At 50.5% G+C, this 20591-nt stretch carries 19 protein-coding genes and 1 riboswitch; all 19 genes read right to left on the bottom strand.

The annotated features are described in order from the left end of the window. Window positions 1-33: 33 nt before the first annotated feature. Window positions 34-1875 carry a putative polysaccharide biosynthesis protein gene (locus tag EDM21_RS22155; RefSeq protein ID WP_157338605.1) on the bottom strand — a complete coding sequence of 614 codons (1842 nt, stop codon included), beginning with the start codon at window positions 1873-1875 and terminating at the stop codon, window positions 34-36. A gap of 32 nt (window positions 1876-1907) precedes the next feature. Further along, window positions 1908-2450, bottom strand: coding sequence for a stage V sporulation T C-terminal domain-containing protein (locus EDM21_RS22150; RefSeq protein WP_157338604.1), 543 nt, complete (start codon window positions 2448-2450; stop codon window positions 1908-1910). Between the two features lie 155 nt (window positions 2451-2605). Next, on the bottom strand, window positions 2606-3148 hold the full coding sequence (gene spoVT / locus EDM21_RS22145) for a stage V sporulation protein T (RefSeq protein WP_068777613.1): 543 nt from the start codon (window positions 3146-3148) through the stop codon (window positions 2606-2608). A 291-nt stretch (window positions 3149-3439) separates the two neighbouring features. Then, window positions 3440-4552, bottom strand: coding sequence for a peptidylprolyl isomerase (locus EDM21_RS22140; protein WP_157338603.1), 1113 nt, complete (start codon window positions 4550-4552; stop codon window positions 3440-3442). Next, window positions 4542-8060: a transcription-repair coupling factor gene (gene mfd, locus EDM21_RS22135; RefSeq protein ID WP_157338602.1), complete on the bottom strand. Its 3519-nt coding sequence runs from the start codon at window positions 8058-8060 to the stop codon at window positions 4542-4544. Before mfd ends, EDM21_RS22140 begins: the two co-directional genes overlap by 11 nt. Window positions 8061-8196: 136 nt before the next feature. Continuing rightward, complete coding sequence (locus EDM21_RS22130; RefSeq protein ID WP_157338601.1) at window positions 8197-8427, bottom strand: anti-sigma-F factor Fin family protein; 231 nt, start codon at window positions 8425-8427, stop codon at window positions 8197-8199. 147 nt (window positions 8428-8574) lie between these two features. Then, a complete protein-coding gene (gene pth, locus EDM21_RS22125) occupies window positions 8575-9138 on the bottom strand; it encodes an aminoacyl-tRNA hydrolase (RefSeq protein ID WP_166542134.1) in 564 nt (187 codons plus the stop codon). 555 nt (window positions 9139-9693) lie between these two features. After that, window positions 9694-10323, bottom strand: a complete 630-nt coding sequence (locus EDM21_RS22115) for a 50S ribosomal protein L25/general stress protein Ctc (RefSeq protein WP_157338600.1) — start codon at window positions 10321-10323, stop codon at window positions 9694-9696. A 76-nt stretch (window positions 10324-10399) separates the two neighbouring features. After that, window positions 10400-11797, bottom strand: a complete 1398-nt coding sequence (gene glmU / locus EDM21_RS22110; RefSeq protein WP_157338599.1) for a bifunctional UDP-N-acetylglucosamine diphosphorylase/glucosamine-1-phosphate N-acetyltransferase GlmU — start codon at window positions 11795-11797, stop codon at window positions 10400-10402. A gap of 112 nt (window positions 11798-11909) precedes the next feature. Beyond that, window positions 11910-12194 carry a septation regulator SpoVG gene (spoVG, locus tag EDM21_RS22105; RefSeq protein ID WP_009671859.1) on the bottom strand — a complete coding sequence of 95 codons (285 nt, stop codon included), beginning with the start codon at window positions 12192-12194 and terminating at the stop codon, window positions 11910-11912. A 115-nt stretch (window positions 12195-12309) separates the two neighbouring features. Next, on the bottom strand, window positions 12310-12696 hold the full coding sequence (locus EDM21_RS22100) for a RidA family protein (RefSeq protein WP_157338598.1): 387 nt from the start codon (window positions 12694-12696) through the stop codon (window positions 12310-12312). A 7-nt stretch (window positions 12697-12703) separates the two neighbouring features. Beyond that, window positions 12704-13528, bottom strand: coding sequence for a pur operon repressor (gene purR / locus EDM21_RS22095; RefSeq protein ID WP_157338597.1), 825 nt, complete (start codon window positions 13526-13528; stop codon window positions 12704-12706). Between the two features lie 217 nt (window positions 13529-13745). Continuing rightward, window positions 13746-14600: a 4-(cytidine 5'-diphospho)-2-C-methyl-D-erythritol kinase gene (gene ispE / locus EDM21_RS22090; RefSeq protein WP_157338596.1), complete on the bottom strand. Its 855-nt coding sequence runs from the start codon at window positions 14598-14600 to the stop codon at window positions 13746-13748. A gap of 116 nt (window positions 14601-14716) precedes the next feature. After that, window positions 14717-14896: a small, acid-soluble spore protein, alpha/beta type gene (locus EDM21_RS22085; RefSeq protein WP_068777602.1), complete on the bottom strand. Its 180-nt coding sequence runs from the start codon at window positions 14894-14896 to the stop codon at window positions 14717-14719. Window positions 14897-15180: 284 nt separating this feature from the next. Then, entirely contained in the window at window positions 15181-15456 is a 276-nt protein-coding gene (gene veg, locus EDM21_RS22080) for a biofilm formation stimulator Veg (RefSeq protein WP_068777601.1), read from the bottom strand. Window positions 15457-16179: 723 nt separating this feature from the next. Then, a complete protein-coding gene (gene yabG / locus EDM21_RS22075) occupies window positions 16180-17058 on the bottom strand; it encodes a sporulation peptidase YabG (protein WP_157338594.1) in 879 nt (292 codons plus the stop codon). 62 nt (window positions 17059-17120) lie between these two features. Further along, a complete protein-coding gene (rsmA, locus tag EDM21_RS22070) occupies window positions 17121-18047 on the bottom strand; it encodes a 16S rRNA (adenine(1518)-N(6)/adenine(1519)-N(6))-dimethyltransferase RsmA (protein ID WP_157338593.1) in 927 nt (308 codons plus the stop codon). 45 nt (window positions 18048-18092) lie between these two features. Continuing rightward, window positions 18093-18638 carry a ribonuclease M5 gene (rnmV, locus tag EDM21_RS22065; RefSeq protein ID WP_157338592.1) on the bottom strand — a complete coding sequence of 182 codons (546 nt, stop codon included), beginning with the start codon at window positions 18636-18638 and terminating at the stop codon, window positions 18093-18095. Between the two features lie 106 nt (window positions 18639-18744). After that, entirely contained in the window at window positions 18745-19875 is a 1131-nt protein-coding gene (locus EDM21_RS22060; RefSeq protein ID WP_166542133.1) for a ubiquitin-like domain-containing protein, read from the bottom strand. A 282-nt stretch (window positions 19876-20157) separates the two neighbouring features. Further along, window positions 20158-20352: riboswitch (cyclic di-AMP (ydaO/yuaA leader) on the bottom strand. Window positions 20353-20591: the final 239 nt, after the last annotated feature.

Raw genomic sequence — 20591 nt, 5'->3', positions numbered from 1 at the left:
GGCGGCCCGCCTTCAAGCGGAGCCGGATAGATATTATCGCTTCTGCGGAGGAAGCAGCCGCAGCTTCTCCAGCGCCGGCACGAGCTTGCCTCCGCCCGGCAGCTGCGCGAGTTCCGCAGCGCCCAGTGCGCCGAAGCGCAGCAGCGCGAGCGCGTACACCGCAGCACCCAGCGCGATACCGCTGAGCGCCAGCAGGCTCGCCTGAGTGCGGCCGGACCAGTCCGGCGCAGCTGCGGCGAGCAGCGGCCCCCCGCCCAGCTGCAGGACGGCGAGGGCGGCGCTCATCAGCGCAGCGGCCGCAAGCGGCGCAAGCGCGCAGCGGCGCCACGGGAAGGCGGCGCCGGTCAGCCGCCTCACCTCGGCGAGCCCGAGCGCCGAAGCGGCTGCGAAGGCCAGCACCGCGCTCACGCCGGCGCCGGCGATGCCGATACGCGGCACGAGCAGCAGGCTGCCGCCGATCTTGACTGCCGCCGCCGCAAGCAAGTGCAAGGCAGGCGCGTTCACGGCGCCCAGACCCTGCAGCACGCCGGCGAGCACGATGTTGAGCGTGCCGAGCAGCGCGGTGAACGCCAGAATGGCCATCGTGCCGGAGGCTTCGCTGCTCATGTAGAGCATCGCGTTCACCGGCACGGCCAGAACCGCCAGCCCCGCAGCGGCTGCGAGGCCGAAAACCGCCGTGACCCGTACCGTAAGCTCGGTACGTGCCAGCAGCAGCCCCGGATCGCGCTGCGCTTTGGCTGAAGCGATCGCAGGCACGAGTACAGCGGTCAGCGAAGAGGCAACCATCGCAACGGCCTGCACCAGCGGCAGCCCGTGGTTATAGAGCCCGAACTGCCGCATGGCTTCGGCAGCCGCCATTCCCTGGCTCTGCAGCAGCCTAGGCACTGTAAAAGCATCGATGAGATTGAGAATCGGTGTCATGATCGTGCCGAGGCAAATGGGGAGCGCAACCAGAGCAATTCGCTTCATGAGCCGGAGCATCGATTCCCTGGCGGGTCCCCGACTGGTATAGCCATCGCGTATTCCAATAGGGCTATCCGCTACCTGGACTCCCGTCCGCGAGCCGGTTTGTTCTGCTCCGTGTACAGAAGCGGCAGCTTCACCCCGTGAGAATTTCTCTTCGCCCAAGTCTGCGCGTGAATCAGTCTGCTTATTCATCACATCTCCGGCTGCAATCGGAGCCGTGCAACCGCCCTGCTGCGCCTTACTCCTGATCCGCCGCCAATGAAACAGCAGAAGCAGCAGTCCTCCCGCTGCTCCTGTAACCGAGCCGAAGGTTGCGCCTGCCGCAATATCCGCTTCATCGGCTCCCCTGCTCGTCAGCACAACCAAGAGTAGAATCATGGTCGTAACCCGTACGGTTTGTTCCACAACCTGTGATACAGCTGTAGGGAGCATGTCCTGGTAGCCTTGAAAATAACCGCGCAGAACGGAAAGAGCCGGCACAAGCAGCAGGGCATACGATACGCTCCGTATGGCAGGAGCTGCCGCAGCCGTGCCCATCCAGCCTGCTAGCGTATCCGCGCCATAATAAAGAAGAATAAAGCAGATCAGTCCGGTTCCGGTTAGCAAAGCAGCAGATGCCACTGCGACCTTTCGCGCCCCTTCATGATCACCGGCCCCGGCCCTCTCAAGCACAAATTTCGAAACGGTTGTAGGAAAACCGGCCGTAGCCAGAAATAAAATGAGAATATAGAGAGGATAGACGGCATTGTAAATGCCAAAAGCACCATCCCCCGCTATATTCTGAAGCGGTATTTTCTGCAGTGTTCCGAGCAGCTTGGAAAAAACGGCTGCGGCGGCAAGTATTGCGGCACCCCTAAGCAATCGTGACCCACGGGGCGATGCCTGCCTAGTCTGCCTCCGTTCTTCCATGAGCTTCTCCCCCTGCTACCCCTCAGTCCAACTTATAACTGCGTCTGCTTGGCCAGGAACGAAGCCGCCATTTCAACCATGGCCCGTTCTGTCTCGCCCATTACGACGCCTTCTTCCTTACTCAGGAGAAGAACGGCTCCGCCGGACTCCCCGCCATTTACGATGGGAGCAATAACAAACGAGCTGTATGTGTCAGCAGATCCTCCACAAATTTCGAAACTGCCCGACGTTTTCTGGAGGGTAACCTCCTGCTTATTCATCACACGGTCAACGAGATCCCCGACCCGTTTGCCGATCATTTCCTTACGGCCTCTTCCTGCTGCGGCGATGAATGTTTCACGGTCACAGATAAGAGCCTGATGGTTCGTACTTTCACTTAACGACTCAGCGTATTCTACAGCAAAATCCCCTAATTCACCTACCGGGGAATATTTTTGAAGGATAACTTCTCCGTCCGGATTCACGAAGATTTCCATCGGGTCGCCTTCCTTGATGCGCATGGTGCGTCTTATTTCTTTCGGAATGACAACCCGTCCTAAATCGTCTATGCGTCTAACAATTCCTGTAGCTTTCATACCTCTTTGTTGCCTCACTTTCATGGAAGAAATATATACTTGATGTATCGAGATGCGTTTGAAGAGGACTCTTTTTATTATATATAAAAATGAGCATAAAACAAAAAAAGGCCCTTACCGGGGAAAATAATTTTCCAAGTAAGGGATGATTACACTCATTGTTCCATCTGTTTAGCTAAAAATGCTGCTGCCGTTTCCACCATCTTCGACTCCATGTTCCCCATTTCAACGCCCTCATCCTTGCTCATAAGAATGACAGAACCAATAGGATCCCCGCCCGCTACGATAGGAGCAATTACAAAAGAGCTGTAATTTTCGGGGTTGTCTTTGGAGATCTCATACGAACCTGATCCGGTTTCAATCGCCGCTTTGCGGTTCTCCATCGTCGTCTCGACGATTTGGCCGATCTGCTTGTCCATATACTCTTTCTTGGAGCCGCCTGCCACGGCAATGACGTTGTCACGATCTGTGATCAGCGTAATATGGTTAGTGCTCTCGTAGAGAGACTCGGCATATTCCTTGGCGAAATCGCCTAATTCCCCGATTGGAGAATACTTCTTTAAGATGACTTCACCGTCGCGATCGACGAATATTTCAAGCGGATCGCCTTCCCGAATGCGTAGTGTACGACGTATTTCCTTCGGGATGACAACTCTGCCCAAGTCATCGATGCGACGAACGATTCCAGTTGCTTTCATGACTCATGTTGCCCCACTTTCCTTGAAGTTTTGGATACGAACTGGATGCCGAGGTGCCTGTATTTAAAAAATAGAGAGTGTAACTCTTTTTTGATTCTGACCATAGTATTCATCTGTGCCCAAATTCTTATACATTTCCCGGTTTCCATCACCCAGTAAAATTAACGCCGCAGAGCAAGGGCAACACGCCCGAATTCTGTTGTCGAGACATCGCCATGCCCTTAGTGATCCCCCGGTCCAACAAAAAAATACCCGCACCAACGAAACGTTGGCACAGGTATTCCTTCATGTTTACTTTGCAGCAGGAGACGCACTCGGTGAAGCAGCCGGCGCTTCAGGGGATGCGCTTGGCGATACAGCTGGTGCTTCAGGCGATGTCGCAGGCGCCTCAGGAGGAGCACTCGGAGCAGGTGTTGCTGTCGGTTTCGGCAGCGTATTCGTTTCAATCAGGCTCGGAAGCTCTTTTTCAACGAAATCCTGCATTTTAGGCTGGACCAGAACGGAAACCAGTTCCGGCTTCGCTTCTTCCAGGGTTTGCTTCTTACGTTCTTCTACCTTCATGACATGGTAGCCGACTTCTGTCTCAACCGGATCGCTGATCGTATTGACCGGCAGCTCGATCGCCGCTTTCTTGAAGCCTTCCATCCATTTGTTTACGTTCTCGTTCTCGTATTTGCCGCCCTTCTCTTTGGAACCTGGATCGTCCGAGAACTCTTTGGCAATTGCATCAAAATCTCCGCCGCTCTTCAGCTTCGCTTGAACTTCTTTCGCACGCTTCAGAGCTTCTTCCTTGGTACGTGTTTCTTTACCCGTCGCCGGATCCATCGTAGCCACTAGAACATGGCGTACAGTCGCCAGATCGTAGGCATTTGGGTTTTCCTTCAAATTCTTATCGTAAGCGGCCTTCACTTCTTCATCCGTGATTTGTTTCTCAAATTGTGCAGTCGAGTAGATGCTCAGACGAATCAGATTCTCAACGTCTTTCTCTTCGAGCTTCTCATCCTTCAGCTTCTTCTCTAAACCGCCCTCTTGAGAGCCAAGGTACGTCTTAATTTTTGTAACCTCTTCGGTGACCTGCTTGTCCGCTTCTTTCTTCACATCTTCGGATGCGCGTCCGGACAGTACTTTGAGCATGACATATTGCTCCAGCATGCTCTGCTGGTAAGCAGGATCTGCTTCAAACTGCTTATATTCCGGGTACAGCAGACGGTTAAAGCCCAGCAGTTTATCGAACTCTCCGCGGGTAATCTTACCTCCGTCTTTGTATGTCGCAATTACTTCTTCGGGGCTTCCTGCCGCAGGTTTTTTATCTTTACCGCATCCGCTGGCCACGGACAAGACAAGGACCAGTACGACAAGCATCAGCCACTTACTCTTGGCCAATCCTGATTTATTACGTAGCATTTTGCAATTCTCCCTTCGTTTTCAAGGCCTCCCTGTATTGTAACAGAAAACGTTCCACCAATGCGATTGTGTCTTCAGGAGACAGCCCTTTGCCGCGGATGTTGATGTGGATCTGGGGTCCTGAAATCAGCTTGACGCGTCCGTCAAAGCCACTGGCTATCGTAAACAGCTTCTGTCCATCCAGCAAGGCGGTCTGGTCGGAATGAATCTTAATGTTGTAGTCGTCACCCTTTTGCGAAATCGTCTCAATCTTATACTCCGACCCGAATACTTTGAGTCTTGCAACGGCGAGCAGATTGGATACGGCGGAGGGCAGATCGCCGAAACGGTCCACCAGTTCCTCATGCAGGTCTTCTGCTTCTGTAAAGGAGCGAATGTTTGCCACTTTCTTGTAAATCTCGATTTTCTGCATGCTGTCATAAATATAATCCGAAGGCAGATAAGCATCGAGATGGAGATCAAGCTGAGTAATCCATTCCTTCTCTGGCTCCGCAGCCTCTCCGTCCAGCTCCAGCTTACGCTTCGCGATTTCCTCACTCAGCATTTGGGAATACAGGTCAAAACCGACCGAAGCGATAAATCCATGCTGCTCGGCACCGAGCAGGTTGCCGGCTCCGCGGATGGACAAATCCCTCATCGCAATTTTAAACCCAGATCCAAGTTCTGTAAATTCTTTTATTGCCTGGAGACGTTTCTCAGCCACTTCATTCAGCACTTTGTCCCGCTGATAAGTAAAATAAGCGTATGCGATCCGGTTGGACCGGCCGACCCTTCCACGCAGCTGATAGAGCTGGGACAGCCCCATTTTATCCGCATCATGGACAATCAGTGTGTTGACGTTCGGGATGTCTACCCCGGTTTCAATGATACTCGTGCTGACCAGGACATCGAATTCGCCGTCGAGAAAATCAAGAATCGTTTTTTCCAGTTCTTGTTCGGACATTTGCCCATGAGCAACTGTAACGCGGGCGTCCGGCACGAGCATAGAAATCTGCTCGGCCATCTGATTAATGCCCTGAACCCGGTTGAACAGATAATACACCTGTCCCTCCCGGGCAAGCTCCCTCTCAATCGATTCCCGGACGAGGGACGCGCTGTATTCCAGCACGTACGTTTGAACCGGGAAGCGATTCTCCGGCGGAGTTTCGATAACGGAGAGATCCCGCACACCCAGCATAGACATGTGGAGCGTACGCGGAATAGGCGTTGCTGTCAGGGTCAGCACGTCCACGTTCGTTTTCAGGCGCTTCAGCTTTTCTTTGTGGGATACGCCAAAGCGCTGCTCCTCATCGACGATAAGCAGACCCAGATCTTTGAACTTCAAGTCCTGCGACAGCAGACGATGAGTACCGATAACAATGTCTACCGTGCCGGCTTTCACACCCTTAATAGTTTCATTCTGCTCTTTTTTGGAGCGGAACCGGCTGAGCACCTGGATGTTAAAGGGATAGCCCGAGAAACGTTCGCGAAAAGTCTCATAGTGCTGCTGTGCAAGGATAGTCGTCGGCACAAGAACCGCAACTTGTTTGCCATCGATTGCGGATTTAAAGGCAGCCCGGATCGCCACCTCCGTTTTTCCGTAACCGACGTCGCCGCACAAGAGCCGGTCCATAGGACGGGGTTTTTCCATATCCTTCTTAATTTCCCCAATTGCCCGAAGTTGATCCGTAGTTTCGTCATAAGGAAACATGCTCTCAAATTCTTGCTGGTAGGCAGAATCCTGGCTAAAACCGTACCCCGTCGTCGCCTGACGGTCCGCATACAGCTTAATCAAATCATCTGCGATATTTTTGACCGAAGTGCGGACTTTGTTCTTGACACGGTTCCAGTCCGTTCCGCCCAGCTTATATATCTTCGGTTCCTTCTCTTCGGAACCGACATATTTCTGAATGAGATCAATCTGATCAATCGGAACCGACAACTTGTCGCCCCCGGCATACACGATATGTAAATAATCTTTATGAATGCCGCCGACTTCCAGTGTTCCTATACCCACATATTTACCGATACCATGATTAACGTGGACGACATAATCGCCGACCTTCAGTTCCTGGTAGCTTTTGATCCGTTCGGCATTCTCGATTTTCTTGTCCACTTTGCGGGCTTTGCGCTGCTTCTGCGTGAACATCTCGCCCTCTGTAATGACGACAAGATGAATCGAGGGCAGTTCAAACCCGGTTTGAAGATTGCCGTTCATAATTTCCGGCTCATCGATCTGGTAGTCCCCCAGCACGCGACGGACACGTTCCATACGCTCCTCGCCGTTGGCCAGAATGATGACGCGGCTCCCTGTTTTTTTCCAGCGTTCCATCTCGGCTTTAAGCAGATTCATTTGCCCGTGGAAATTCTGCATAACCCGCGACATGAAATTGACGATGTTCTGCGGTTGAGTCTGCGGAACCTGACGCAGAAACAGCGACATATACAGCGTCGGATACGTGTGACGGATCATCAGCGTTTCAAGCTGCTTGGAGAGCGTGAGCGCCGGCAGTCCAGTACCATCCTGGAGCGAGTGCATGATCCACTCGGATTCCTCCCGCTCCAGCTGCTTGGCGGTTTCCACCAGCCGCGCCGGCTCGTCGATCAGCAGGACGGTGTCATCCGGCATATAATCGCTGAGCGTCTGCTTCTCCGGATAGAGCAGGGAAACATATTTGAACAGGCCCTGGAAAGTATGGCCTTCGCGGAGACGCTCGATATCTTCGCCGATACCTTCCAGAAGCTTATCTTTGGCCTGACGGTCCGTCATCTTGGCGAGCTGGGCCTGAAGAAGTTCATAGGCATGCTGGGCAGCGCTTTGAAAACGCTTTCCATTCACAAGAACTTCCCTGCAAGGCTCAATCACAAATGCATCCAATTTATCAATTGAACGTTGGTCAGCAACATCAAAAGTACGGATCGAATCTACCTCTACATCAAACAACTCAATACGGACAGCCGTAGAAGACGTCAGCGGATACAAATCGATAATACCGCCTCTGACACTCATTTCGCCTTTGCCTTCTACCCTCTCTACCCGCTCGTATCCCAGCTCGTTAAGCTGTTTCAGGAACACGTCCAGATCGACAGTATCTCCCAATTTGACTGTAACCGACGCTTCGGCGAATACTTCTTTGCTTGGAAGAAGGCGCCTGAAACCGGCATAAGGGACAATAACAGCCCCGCGGTAGCCCTGGGCCAGCTTGGTAAGTACATCAATGCGCTGGGCAAGCATTTCGGGACTGGCGATAGCCGCTTCTGCAGCCAGAAGCTCTTGCGCGGGATATAAGAGAACGCCGTCTTCCGGCAGACATTCGCTTAAATCTTCATAAATTTTCTGCGCGGAAAACATATTATGCGTAACGATCAGCAGGGGACGCTCAAGCTGCTGCTTAAGCGAGGCCAGCATCACCTGACGAGAGGAGCCGGTTAATCCGGCGATCAACTGCTCTTTCATGCCGGAACGAATACCCTCGGTGATACTTTGAAAATCGCGGTCCGTTGAAAAAGCTTGTATTAAAGCTTGCAATCCAAGTACACTCCTCTCACAAAAAGAAGCCTGGGCGCTTGCCTAGGCTGTCATGACAATTTTCTACACGGGTACGGGGTGTGGATTGTTATAAAGAAACGCTCCGCAGCAGCTCGCACGCAGTACCGTATTAGGATCACTGCAGCGGGCTGCTGATCAAGTTCAGCTCCGGATTCGCGTCCAGAGCCTGTTTGCAGTAATCGCAAACAACCTTGACCGTAACGCCTCCGTCCACGTTATACGCTATTATATCGCTCCGCTCTTCGGGGGTCAAGAAATGGAAGCCGAGCTGGTATTCGCTGATCTCGCCCTGGCTGATTTCCCCCACCTTGGATTGGCAGTGGCGGCAAATATACTTCACTGACATCAATGTATGCCTCCTCACGAGTTTCAATTACTTCTTAGTATGGCCGCCTCTTCTAAAATTTAGCCTCAGACGGATTAAGTAATTTTCATTCCCTTTGTCAGCATACAATGTGTCTTGGATCTGCGGAGCGGGCACTTCTGCGGGATTTCAGCTTCCGTTGAACACAGCCATGGTCTTCTCGAAAGGCTCGGTCAGGCAGTGCTCCATTGCGTCACAAGTCTTATCGAGCAGAACCGGGAGTTCGGCCGTTTCCGCTTTACTGAAGTTAGCCAGTACGTAATCGACAATGGAATAACCCGGCGCAGGCCGGTTAATCCCTATCCGGATCCGGTTGAATGTCGACGTGCCCGCATGAGCAATAGCCGACTTGATTCCGTTGTGGCCGCCAGCGCTCCCCTGATAACGGAGTCTAATGCTGCCGAATGCTGTATCCATATCATCGTAGAGAAGCACCAGGTCGCTTACGTCGAATTTGTAGAAATCCATGAAAGCCCGGATCGATTCCCCCGATAAATTCATGTAGGTCATCGGTTTCAGGAGATAGGCCTTCGTCCCATTCACTCTCACTTCCGCCAGTTGACCCTTGCATTTATTTTGAAAAGAGGATGCTCCCCACTTCTGTGCAAAACGGTCTATTGCCATAAATCCTATATTATGTCGTGTATGTTCATACTGTTTCCCAGGATTGCCTAAACCGACAAAACACTTCACGTTTCATTCACTCCCAAAAAAATTTTACTTTTTTTAACCAAACCCCGTAACGATTCCCTGTTGAAACTTGTCTACATATATGCGGGTTTGTCTTCTTTTACGCAAAAACCCTATCTTATACAATCCAACCACACACATATACAGTCATTTAGCCGAAAAAATACGAATAGTAGGTGATGAATCTATGTATGATAATGGCCAACCTCTCTACCAAGACGATCATTTCCAAGATCATTTAGATGCCGAAGTTCCAGTCCAAGTATACTATCTTGATGCGCACAAAGATATAGGGTTCGTACACCACTATTCTCCCCATTTTATCAAAATCAACAACATTCTGTACAACCGGGGCATGTTCACCTTTATCTCCAGACCAGGCTACTGATTTTAAAAAGCTTGTTCGCAAGCGCTTACAATCAATCCGGGCAAAGAGTATTCTAACCGCATTTTACCTCCACCCACGTATGGATTGTTGCGTAATACCTGCCGAAACGCCGTACAAAAAAGCTGTTTACCATATATGGTAAACAGCTTTTTATCAGCCGATAAGATCGGTTATTCCTTCTTATCCTCGGCGGATTCATCCGATCCGGCTGCTTCAGCTGCCGGCTCGTCCGTCGTTGTTTCTTCTACTTCCAAGCGAGGTTGAAGAATAGTTACTACGACATCCTCTGCCTCATTCTTCACTTCCACGTCTTTAGGAAGCTTCAGATCGGATACGAGGATATTCTCCCCGATGCCCAGCTTGCTGATATCCGCTTGCACGGAATCCGGAATATCGTTCGGCAGACAACGGACATCCAGAGCCGCCGTCTCCACTTGGAGAATACCTCCAGCTTCAACACCCGGGGCCTCACCGATAATTTCAATCGCTACGGTCGCTTTAACCAGCTCATTCATTTTGATTTGATGAAAATCAATATGAACGACTTCCTGACTAAGGCTGTCGCGTTGGATACCACTTATAAGAACAGGGCGCTTGCCAACGCCTTCAATGTTAAGATCGATCACCGCATTGGGGTGACTTCTCAGCAGCGGTGTAAGCTCCTTACGTTCCAGAACTACGGTCAAGCTGTCTGCATCTTTCCCGTATACCACGCCAGGCACTTTACCTTGTTTGCGTAGTTGCTTCACCTCTGATTTAGTGCTGCGTGTTCTCGTGTTTCCTTTTAGAGCTACTCCCATAAGAAAAGACCTCCCTTGTGATAACTAAAGATAAATTACCCACAAACAGGAGATTTAAAACATTTTTATGATCTTTTTAGGACTTCTCGTTGTTTTTCTTGGCCTGGAGCTTCCTGCGCATACGATCCGCGTAACCTTTTTTGTTCGTTTGACGCTCACGTGCAATGGCCAGATCGTTCTCTTCCACGTTAGTTGTAATCGTAGAACCTGCCACGACATAAGCTCCTTTTCCGATCTTCACAGGGGCGATCAGATTGACGTTGCTTCCTACGAAAGCATCATCGCCAATCTCAGTCAGACTCTTATTGAAGCCGTCATAGTTGACAGTAATGGCCCCGCATCCGAAGTTAACGTTCTTGCCCACTTCAGCGTCACCCACATAACTGAGGTGGGATACTTTCGAACCGTCCCCGAGCTTAGCGTTCTTGATTTCTACGAAATCCCCGATTTTTACGTGTTCCCCGAGATCCGCCCCCGGGCGCAAATATGCATAAGGACCTACACTCGATTCATTACCGACTGATGCTTCTTGCAGAACCGAGTATTTGATCACCACTCCATCATGGACGGTGGAATCGGTAATTTCCACATTCGGTCCTAGGATACAGTCCGATCCGATTACCGTCCGGCCGCGAAGCACAGTACCGGGATGCACAATAGTATCCGGGCCAATGACGACATCTTTCTCAATATACGTCTGCGCCGGATCAATAATCGTCACGCCTTCCACCATATGAGCTCTGTTGATCCGCTCGCGCATAAGACGCTCCGCCTCGGACAGAGCAATTCGGTCATTAACGCCGATAGCTTCGGCCTCATCTGGTGTGCAGTAGGCTTCTACATTCTCACCCATACTCTTGAGGATCGAGATTACATCTGTTAAATAATATTCCCCCTGTACATTTTCATTCTTCACGTTCTCCAGGGCTGCAAACAATTTACGATTATCAAAACAGTATGTACCGGTATTAATCTCACGTACAGCCGCCTCATCGGGTGTGCAATCCTTCTGCTCGACAATCCGGTCTACACGACCGCCTTCGCCGCGGATAATACGGCCATAGCCCGTCGCATCCGTCATTTCCGCTGTCAGAATGGTACCCGCAGCTCCACTGTCTTTATGCAGCTGCATCATTTTATTCAGCGTCTCGGCTCTTACCAGCGGCGTATCACCGCATACCACGAAAGTAATGCCTTCTTCGCTGCCCAGAACCTCTTTAGCTTGCAGAACCGCATGCCCGGTGCCCAGCTGCTTCTCCTGGAGCGCATACTCTGCTCTATCCCCAAGATAACCTTGAACAGCCTCCGCTCCGTGCCCAACAATTACCAGCGTTTTCTCTATTTCTATATGTGCAAGCGTATCAATTACATGCCCTACCATCGGCTTCCCGCAGACAGAATGCAATACTTTGTACAGCTTGGATTTCATTCGTTTTCCTTGTCCTGCCGCCAGTACGATCGCCATAAGCTTCAAGATCAATCCACTCCTTATTCTCCTCTATTATCATCCCTGACTATATCTTATCTGCCGAAAAAAGAAAAGAGAGCCCTGTCGGAACAGGACTCCTTCTGCCAATGCGGCCGTATTAAGCGCCTTCTTCGATGACTTCCTCTTCCGCAGCTGCGCGGTCGTACTCGGACAGGACCGCAGCCTGTATCTTCTCGCGGGTTGTGGATGAAATCGGATGGGCAATATCGCGAAACTCCCCATCTGGAGTCCGCTTGCTAGGCATTGCCACGAACATTCCATTATTGCCATCAATCACACGAATATCGTGTACGACGAATTCGTTATCGATGGTAATAGAAGCAATCGCCTTCATTCTTCCTTCGGAATTCACCCGGCGAAGTCTGACATCTGTAATTTGCACTTGTGTTCACCACCTTTTTCCATTCGCAGGACTTGGTGTATACTTCCACATTTTCGTGCAAATTCCTTCTGGATAAAGAGGAAAAAATTAGATTTTCCAGAAAATAAATGTCTTCTTAAACGTTTTCGACAGGTATCGCCGCAATCAGTTCGATTTCGACAAGTACATCTTTAGGGAGTCTTGCCACTTCTACGGTAGAACGGGCAGGCTTGTGCTCACCAAAATAAGAAGCATACACTTCATTAATTTGTCCGAACTGGTTCATGTCCTTGATAAAAACGGTCGCTTTCACAACGTGCTGCAAAGAAGTACCCGCTTCTTGGAGAACTGCCTGAAGGTTACGGAATACTTGATGCGTCTGTTCCACGACATCGCCTTCCACCACTTGCCCCTCTGCGTTCAGCGGAATTTGCCCCGATGTAAATACCATATTTCCGATGTGGATGGCCTGTGAGTATGGTCCGATTGCCGCCGGTGCTTCTTGAGTAGCTATAATACGCATGAATCATTCACTCCTTATCAAAGTAATTTCCCAGCTCGACGCTGATTTCCTTCGTTTTGGAATCGACACCCGTCAGCTTAGCAAGGGAGATGTAATCCTCAATGAGATGCTCTTCAACTTCACTTGATTCCACGAATACGGCGACACCGCCTATCGTGGCTTTGAATTCGTCAAGCAGGTCAATCATGCCTTGAATAGTTCCTCCGGCCCGTTTAAAATCATCTACGATTAACACCCGGGCTCCCTCCTGAAGGGAACGTCTGGCCAGAGACATTGTTTGAATTCTTTTGCTTGAGCCGGATACATAGTTAATACTCACGGCAGAGCCTTCCGTTGCATTACTGTCACGGCGTACCGTAACGACTGGCAGATTCATGAAAGAAGCCGTTGCATACGCAAGCGGGATTCCTTTGGTTTCCACGGTCATTACGACATCAAGATCCCGCCCGGCAAAAGCCGACGCAAAGGTTTTACCGATCTCGTTCAGAACCTGGGGCCTGCCCAGAATATCGGCCATATACAAATAACCGCCAGGAAGGACCCGTTCCGGCTGCCGGAGCTGTTCACACAGATCCTGCACAAAAGCCAGCGAAGCTTCTTTGGCGATCTTCGGTATAAATTTGACGCCTCCTGCGGCGCCTGCGAGTGTATGAAGCTCTCCGAGTCCTTCGTCCTCGAAAACTTCCTTTATAATCGCCAGATCTTCACTTATAGAGGATTTGGCTGAGCTGTATCGTTCTGCAAACGTGGTTAATGGTATAAGCGTGTGTGGCCGAAACAACAAATATTGCGTCATTTCTACCAACCGAGCGCTTCGCTTCAACTTTTTCATGACGCACCCCTAAAATCCGAATATTATGTAGTAAATATACCATTTTTGTACGTCTTTGTCCAAGCTATACAAATAAAGCGTTTCATTTGTGCCTTTAAAGACTCCTCCGTGACGTCTTCATCCTTTTACTAGCAATCACAGGCAGCAAAAAAGCTCCGCTCGGGAGCTTTAACCGCCTCTTGCTGCTTTAACCCCATCTGCCGTGAACACAAAGATATTAAGGAAGCATGCGCACCGCGTATACATCTTTACAGAATCCGCGCAGTCCGTTGTAAATCCGGGCTACTTTGGCTTCTTTAGACACCAGGCCGAACACGGTCGGTCCGCTTCCCGACATCAATACCCCGTCGGCTCCCAGCCTTTCCATGACTTCCTTCATCTGACGTACCTGAGGGTACAGCTCCAGCGTGACTTCCTCAAGCACATTGCCCAGCCTGTGGCACAATTCGTCGAAACGTTTGCCGCGTATAGCCTCCAGAATACTCTGCGTATCCGGATGATTGCGTATGTGTGCCGCATTCAGCTTCCCGTAGACTTCAGATGTAGATACGTTAATGGGAGGCTTGGCCAGAATCACCCAGCACTGAAGCGGATTGTTCACGGGCTGCAGCCTTTCCCCTCTTCCGGTTGCTAGCGCAGTCCCCCCCGTAACACAGAACGGAACATCCGAGCCCAGTTCCGCTCCGAGGACCTGTAGTTCTTCGGTAGGGATTCCTAAGCCCCACAACCTGTTGAGGCCGCGCAGTGTTGCGGCCGCATCGCTGCTTCCGCCGGCCAGTCCAGCGGCGACGGGGATTTTCTTATCCAAATGTATGTAGACACCTTTACGTACATCATACCGGTCTTTGATCAGCCTTGCAGCCTGAAAGGCCAAGTTCTTCTCATCGAGCGGGATGTAACCAGCTTGGCTGGATATGATGATCGTATCCCGCGGAAGTTCCTGCATTTCTATGCGGTCCGCCAGATCGACCATAGTCATAATCATTTCTACTTCGTGGTACCCGTCTTCCCGTTTACGGAGTACGTCCAGGGACAGGTTAATTTTGGCCGAAGCTCTTTCGTATATTTTCATAAGCGGGTCACCTTCTTTTGGGCGCTTTTGCCGATAATTGCTTCACATATTATAGCAAATGCCCATAAGAAAAGCTAAAGCTAATGCGCTTTAGCCCAAATAGGTGGTACCTGCTGTCAGGGACGGCGTTTAATCGATTGCTCTGCAATTTGCAGAGCTCTTTTAACCATATTGCCCGCATCCTTGCTCCGTATACCGCCCCAGCCCTCGCGCTCCACCGTTTCATAGAAGCCGAGATCCTTCGCAAGCTCGTATTTAAACTCCTCCGACATCACGCTGCGCCTTCTTCTGCTCACGTAAGTAAACCTCCTCATGGTTCAGCATTCCGTTCAGGTTGTAGTATGCGAACAATCGGACGTATTCATTCGGCCCATTCCGGAGAGAAGAGATCCAGCGCGGCGGAGTATGACAGTGCTTTGCAGGCAGCAAACCAGTGCAGAGTCCATCCATTTTAACATATGCGCCGCTTAGTTCCTTAACGGACACATCCATTTAATGACGCGGGCTTCCCTTGGTTTCCAGAGACTCACAAGTCTATAAAAAAGTAAAACGGCAGTTCCCTGAGGAACTACCGTTGTTCTTAATGGTGCATATACGTAATGCGGAGCTCTGCGTCATCGTCACAAACCGTAACTTCAACGGACTCAGTTAAAATATCCGCATAACTGTAAGACACCCTCTTAAATGTTTGTTGTTCTTGGTCCAATTTCACAATAAATACAGAAGGGTAGGTCTCTTCCAAAACACCGAAACGCTCAATGGTTTTCCGACGGCCGCCATTTGCTTTCAACATGATTTTCTGCCCTACGTGAGGTTCGAGACTGCGTTTTATTTCCAACAGCGCATTTTTAGCCATTGTAGCTACCACCTCTTTCCTAATCTATTATACCTTATCCAAGTCATTTTGTCAAACAAACCAAATATTATATCAGTCTGTTTAAGCGGTTGTCAACGGTATAACTTCCTAATTTTTCGTGTCCCTTTTCAAAGCATTTGTCAAATCCGGTAGAAATATGCACGCAAGAATAATGACGCATCACCCCCGGGTAAGAAACATCCCCTAAACGCTTCCATAAGCCTCCTGCAAGACCGTGAGTTTACTGCAAACAACAAGGAGGTGAGTGCTATAAAAAGCTGCCTCCGTGACTTGAGAGCCATTTTTTGCAAGCATCTAACGCTCTGAATAAGTTCTATAGAACTATAGGTTGCCAGCGGTACTTTCCGGCTCGGACGCTGCTTAAACAGCTTCTCAAGGCAACCCGGGGCTTTGGAACTGGTGCTGTGGATCTCACTTGTAAGGCTTGTAAGCTTGTAAGGCTTGTACCTCTGAAAAGCGTTCGGGAGTTAGCAGGCATAAAGTGCCGGCATCCAGCTCTAAGCAATGGGGTTTGTTGAATAAGGGGAAATGTATTAGGGGATTTCAGGCAAATAAAAAAAGCTTCCAAAGAAGCTTTTCCAGAAATCATGACGGATATGAGGTTACAAAGAGGCGCATCCATCCCCGCAGCAAGTAAGCTTATAACCACCGCGGGAACGGTTTATGCTCCTTAACCCCATTAGAGCATCCGGCGTCATCCGGCTATACGGTTGGCTCCGCCTTCAGGTTAGATAGACGCGGAACACCCATCCGGTAGCTTCCACGTGTCTCCAGTCCGCCAATGCCATCCAGGCCTGTGACAGTCATTCCTGCCAGATCGACCATAGAGACCGTATCCCTTATCGAGGTGTAGGACACTTTGGCGGCAATACACAGTGGATCCAGAGCATGGATGAGCACGCGCGCGGGAGAACTGGCAAAATTAGCTCCAGCCTGCAGCAGTGCCTCAAAGTGGGATTGACAAGCGCCGGCGACGATAGTCAGAGCATCCCGGTTGCTTTGATATTGCCTGGCGACTTGGACCGCTTTGACAAAGTGGACAGAGTTCTTATAGCTCTCTAATTCATGAACATTATTATTTTCCCTGTTCTTGAGAAGCCCATCATGGCCGGTAACGACCACAATATCCGGTTTTAGCTGCGGTAGCAGACGTTGCAAGGTGGAAGCCATCATGGATTCCGTCACATAAAAACCGTCGGCCGGTATTCTCAGCTCCCCGTATAAGTTCATGCTTTTGCGCAGATAGTTCGGGTCGCCATCCAGGTGAAGCACCTTGCCGGGCACCTCAAAATACTGTGTACTGCCGGAAAGCGCAGTTCTCACCATATCTTCGTTCTGCCGATGCAGCTGCTGGCGGAAATGCCGCATACTGCGGATCGTTTCATTTACCCGCGGCAAATCGTATCTGGGGAAATCCAAATCGCGTGCGGGGGCCATGAAGGATAAATCGGCTATGGGCGCATCTGCCAGAAGCCGAAAATCGACACCTCGAAGGACTGCCCTTGTCGCATCCAGCTCCTGGACCCTAAAGATGACGTCATTGCCGTAGGATTTGCGGGTCGCCAGATCTCCTTGCCTCATGAAGCCATCCCCTCCTAAGCCTATCGTATGGCGGGGATGGGCATTTGGTGATTAGACGCCGGCTATTTGCTCCGGTTGCAGCTCGGGCAATTTAGCAGCGCTTCTGTCAGTCGTGCATATTCTTCCATGCTGAGCGTCTCACCGCGGCGGATCGGCTCGATGCCGACCCCGAGCAGCAGAGCTTCAAGCTCAGGCTTGGTCTCTTTCGTGAAGAAGCGGGCCGCCAGGTTGTTGTAGATGGTTTTGCGGCGCTGCGCGAAACTGGCCTGAACAACCTCGAAGAAGAAAGCCTCATCCGTGACAGCAACGGCCGGCTCCTTGCGCAGGCGCAGACGGATCACAGCCGAATCCACATTCGGCTGCGGCACGAACACCGTGCGCGGTACAATGGCGACCTGCTGCGCCTCGCAGTAATACTGCACGGCAATGCTCAGGCTGCCGTACTCTTTGCCGCCCGGCTTGGCCGCCATGCGGTCGGCGACTTCCTTCTGGATCATCACGACGATATTCTCAAGAGGAAGCTTCTCTTCCAGAAGCTTCATGATAATGGGCGTCGTGATGTAGTAAGGAAGGTTGGCGACCACACTGATACCGGACATGCCGGCGAATTTCTCAGAGATGATGTCGCGCAAGTCGAGCTTGAGCACATCTCCGTGAATGACCTCCGCCGTCTCATAGGGCGCCAGCGTCTCTTCCAGAATCGGCAGCAAGCGCCGGTCGATCTCGACGGCCACGACCCGGCCCGCTTCTTTGGCCAGCTGCTGAGTGAGCGCGCCGATTCCAGGCCCGATCTCAAGGGCCCCTTTGTCCGGGGCCAGTTCCGCCGCGGAAATAATGCTGCGAAGCACATTGCCATCGGTCAGGAAGTTCTGGCCGAGGCTTTTTTTCAATACGAGATGATTCTTCTTCAGAATCTCTTTGGTTCTACCCGGAGTCGCAACGTCCTGTGCGGACATGGACAAGCCGGTTCCTTGTTCATTCTGATTCATTCCAGTTCCTCCAAGCTTTCCTGTCTGAAAGCAATTAACATGTAATTACCGCTCCGGCGGCGGGATTAATTCTAACGCAGCTTCGAACTCTTCGCGGGAAATTTGAAAAGCAGCGCAGCGTTTATAAAACTGCTTACCATTACAATACCCGATTCCAAGTTTTTTTCCCACCGCAAGACGTCTTGCGGCCGCATCGGGATGAACAATGAGTCCCGCTTCGATCAAATCTTCCCAGGTAAGCTGGGATACAGCCCCTTCATACTCCGTCTTCACATTATTCAATGCCATACGGATCGATTCCGTTGACGCGTTCTCGACACCAATGTCACCGCGGCGTTCAGCAAGCTCCTGAGGGAGAAAAGCATGCTTGCAGCCCGGAACCTTACTGGAGATAATTTTGCGGATACGCTCACCCGCATGGTCCGGATCGGTAAACACAATAACACCGCGTCTCTCCTGCGCTAACCGGATACGCTCCAGTATCTCCCGGTTGATCGCCGACCCGCCGGTCTCGATTGTATCCGCGACAACAGCCCGTTTGATCGCGGTTGTATCGTCTTTTCCCTCGACCACAATGATTTCTTTAATCATACAGTTTGTCCTTTCTTGAACACGCAAAAAGAAGAGGCAAGCCTCTTCTTTTTGACATACATTTTGTTACCAATTTGTAAATCAATCTACCTGGTAACATGTTATCCTAATCTTGACTCGGTTTATTCGGACCGATGACATAAACGGTGTAACCACGCTTCACACCGAACGTCTTCGCATAGCTCATGCTATCGAAATAAACGTCCATCTTTTGTCCTTTAATGGCGCCACCTGTATCTTCTGCACGGCGGTAGCCGATTCCTTCAATGTATACCCACCATCCCATAGGAACAACGGATGTGTCAACTGCAATAGTCCGGCCTTGTGTAGGTTTCGTTCCGCTAGCGGTTCTGTTACCAACTCCCGGTTCTTGCGACGAATATGCGGTCAATGTAACATTCTTCAATATTTTCTTTGCGTCCATTTCGGAGCTTTTTGCACTTGCTTTAGCTACCGTTTTGGGTTTAACCGGTTCGGATGCGGCTGCCACCGTAACGACCGGATTTTTTGTGCCTATTGCCACGATTTTATCTACGCTCTCGTTCTTCACCGCTTGATCTACGACTTGCTCGGATATGAGCTTGCCGTTCTCAAACACCTTTTCTTTCTTCTTGACGAGTACGCCTTCCTTACCTTCCTGAACAACCTGCTCCTTGCCTTTCAGCAGATCAGCGTCCGTCTTCTTCACCACATTAAAAGCGATCGGTTCCGAGATATCCTCGGTTTCCTTCTTAACACGGACAACCTCAATGGCGGTATTAGCCGCAAGAGATGCGTCCTTAGCCGGAGTCACTTTATCAAGCTCTCCAAGCGAAATATTTGAATCCTGCAGTACTTTTTCTACCGTTTTCGCTGTGGTGTGTACAGTTTTCGTCTGCCCATCGGCAGTCAGCTGTACGGGTGTAGCATGATCAATAACAATCTGCTGACCGTCTTTAATCTTGCCGTCAAGCGGCATAGATACCTGATCGTGCTCTCCAATTGTAATGGCTTGTTCATCCAGTAGGCGTTCCAGGACTCCCTGTCTTGTTTCGACAACGGTTTCTTGTCCATTCACTACCAAAGATACGCTCTTGCCGGCCGTACCGTATAACAATACCAATACCATGAACATCAACGCGAATGAAATGATAGCTGCAAGGATGATCATACGCAAGTTTACATGTTTCCATCGCAATGCGAAGGACATACTGGATGATCGCTTTACATGGGTATCTGGTTGCGAGATATTTCCCACTTCTTCGGTCCTCCTTCGAAGCCCCGCCTTGGTGATTCACATAGTACTTCAGACGTGACTCAGGGTTTATTTGGCGGTTCCTAACGGAACCCTTGCATTTGTCTTCTTTTCCCGCAGACGCCCTTCACGGGAACCATCAGCCGGGTTCGACATCACCTCCGTGTGCTAATTGGATTTATGCCGGGTCGAATACCCGTCCGAGAATAATCAAAAAGGCCATCGGAAAGAGGAAGCTTCCGTGGCCTGTGTGTGAGCGCAGTTAAGCAGAATGACACGACAGTGGTTACCTCTCCCGGTACGCTTACGAGGTTAGCTGACGGATTCGGGCCCTGAGAGCTGCCCTACTCGCCGGCGACGCTGCCTGCGCCTGCCATTGAGATTCACCCCAAATTGTTCTGTTGTATCGGTTCAGAATTGAGCCGACCTTGACAGCGGTTCCCCCGTTTCCCTGTTACGGAAACTCAGCGTTTAAAACTTGGCGTTTTTATTAAGTTATTATGAAAGTATATTACGCTCAAATATCCAACCTGTAAAGGGGGCATATTCCTTAAAAATAAGCAAATTTAACCAGTAGATTCTTGTATATCTCACTTTATTGCACGAATCCTCCTTTTTACTCCCCTTTACGAACATTTCATTATTGACCTTCCGCTAAATCCTTGTGTGATTGGGCTTTCCGGCATTTTTTGACTATAATAAATTTACGGTAAAATAGC

This window comes from Paenibacillus lutrae (genome assembly GCF_009757775.1).
Lineage (GTDB): Bacteria > Bacillota > Bacilli > Paenibacillales > NBRC-103111 > Paenibacillus_F > Paenibacillus_F lutrae.
Note: the sequence above shows the minus strand (reverse complement) of the source record. Positions and strands in the feature narration are given on the sequence as shown.

Bases quoted from the DNA above. Each gene is read 5' to 3' on its own strand.
- EDM21_RS22155 (WP_157338605.1), bottom strand. From the start codon at position 1,875: ATGGAAGAACGGAGGCAGACTAGGCAGGCATCGCCCCGTGGGTCACGA.
- EDM21_RS22150 (WP_157338604.1), bottom strand. From the start codon at position 2,450: ATGAAAGCTACAGGAATTGTTAGACGCATAGACGATTTAGGACGGGTT.
- spoVT (WP_068777613.1), bottom strand. From the start codon at position 3,148: ATGAAAGCAACTGGAATCGTTCGTCGCATCGATGACTTGGGCAGAGTT.
- EDM21_RS22140 (WP_157338603.1), bottom strand. From the start codon at position 4,552: ATGCTACGTAATAAATCAGGATTGGCCAAGAGTAAGTGGCTGATGCTT.
- EDM21_RS22130 (WP_157338601.1), bottom strand. From the start codon at position 8,427: ATGTCAGTGAAGTATATTTGCCGCCACTGCCAATCCAAGGTGGGGGAA.
- EDM21_RS22115 (WP_157338600.1), bottom strand. From the start codon at position 10,323: ATGGGAGTAGCTCTAAAAGGAAACACGAGAACACGCAGCACTAAATCA.
- EDM21_RS22100 (WP_157338598.1), bottom strand. From the start codon at position 12,696: ATGCGTATTATAGCTACTCAAGAAGCACCGGCGGCAATCGGACCATAC.
- purR (WP_157338597.1), bottom strand. From the start codon at position 13,528: ATGAAAAAGTTGAAGCGAAGCGCTCGGTTGGTAGAAATGACGCAATAT.
- ispE (WP_157338596.1), bottom strand. From the start codon at position 14,600: ATGAAAATATACGAAAGAGCTTCGGCCAAAATTAACCTGTCCCTGGAC.
- veg (WP_068777601.1), bottom strand. From the start codon at position 15,456: ATGGCTAAAAATGCGCTGTTGGAAATAAAACGCAGTCTCGAACCTCAC.
- yabG (WP_157338594.1), bottom strand. From the start codon at position 17,058: ATGAGGCAAGGAGATCTGGCGACCCGCAAATCCTACGGCAATGACGTC.
- rsmA (WP_157338593.1), bottom strand. From the start codon at position 18,047: ATGAATCAGAATGAACAAGGAACCGGCTTGTCCATGTCCGCACAGGAC.
- rnmV (WP_157338592.1), bottom strand. From the start codon at position 18,638: ATGATTAAAGAAATCATTGTGGTCGAGGGAAAAGACGATACAACCGCG.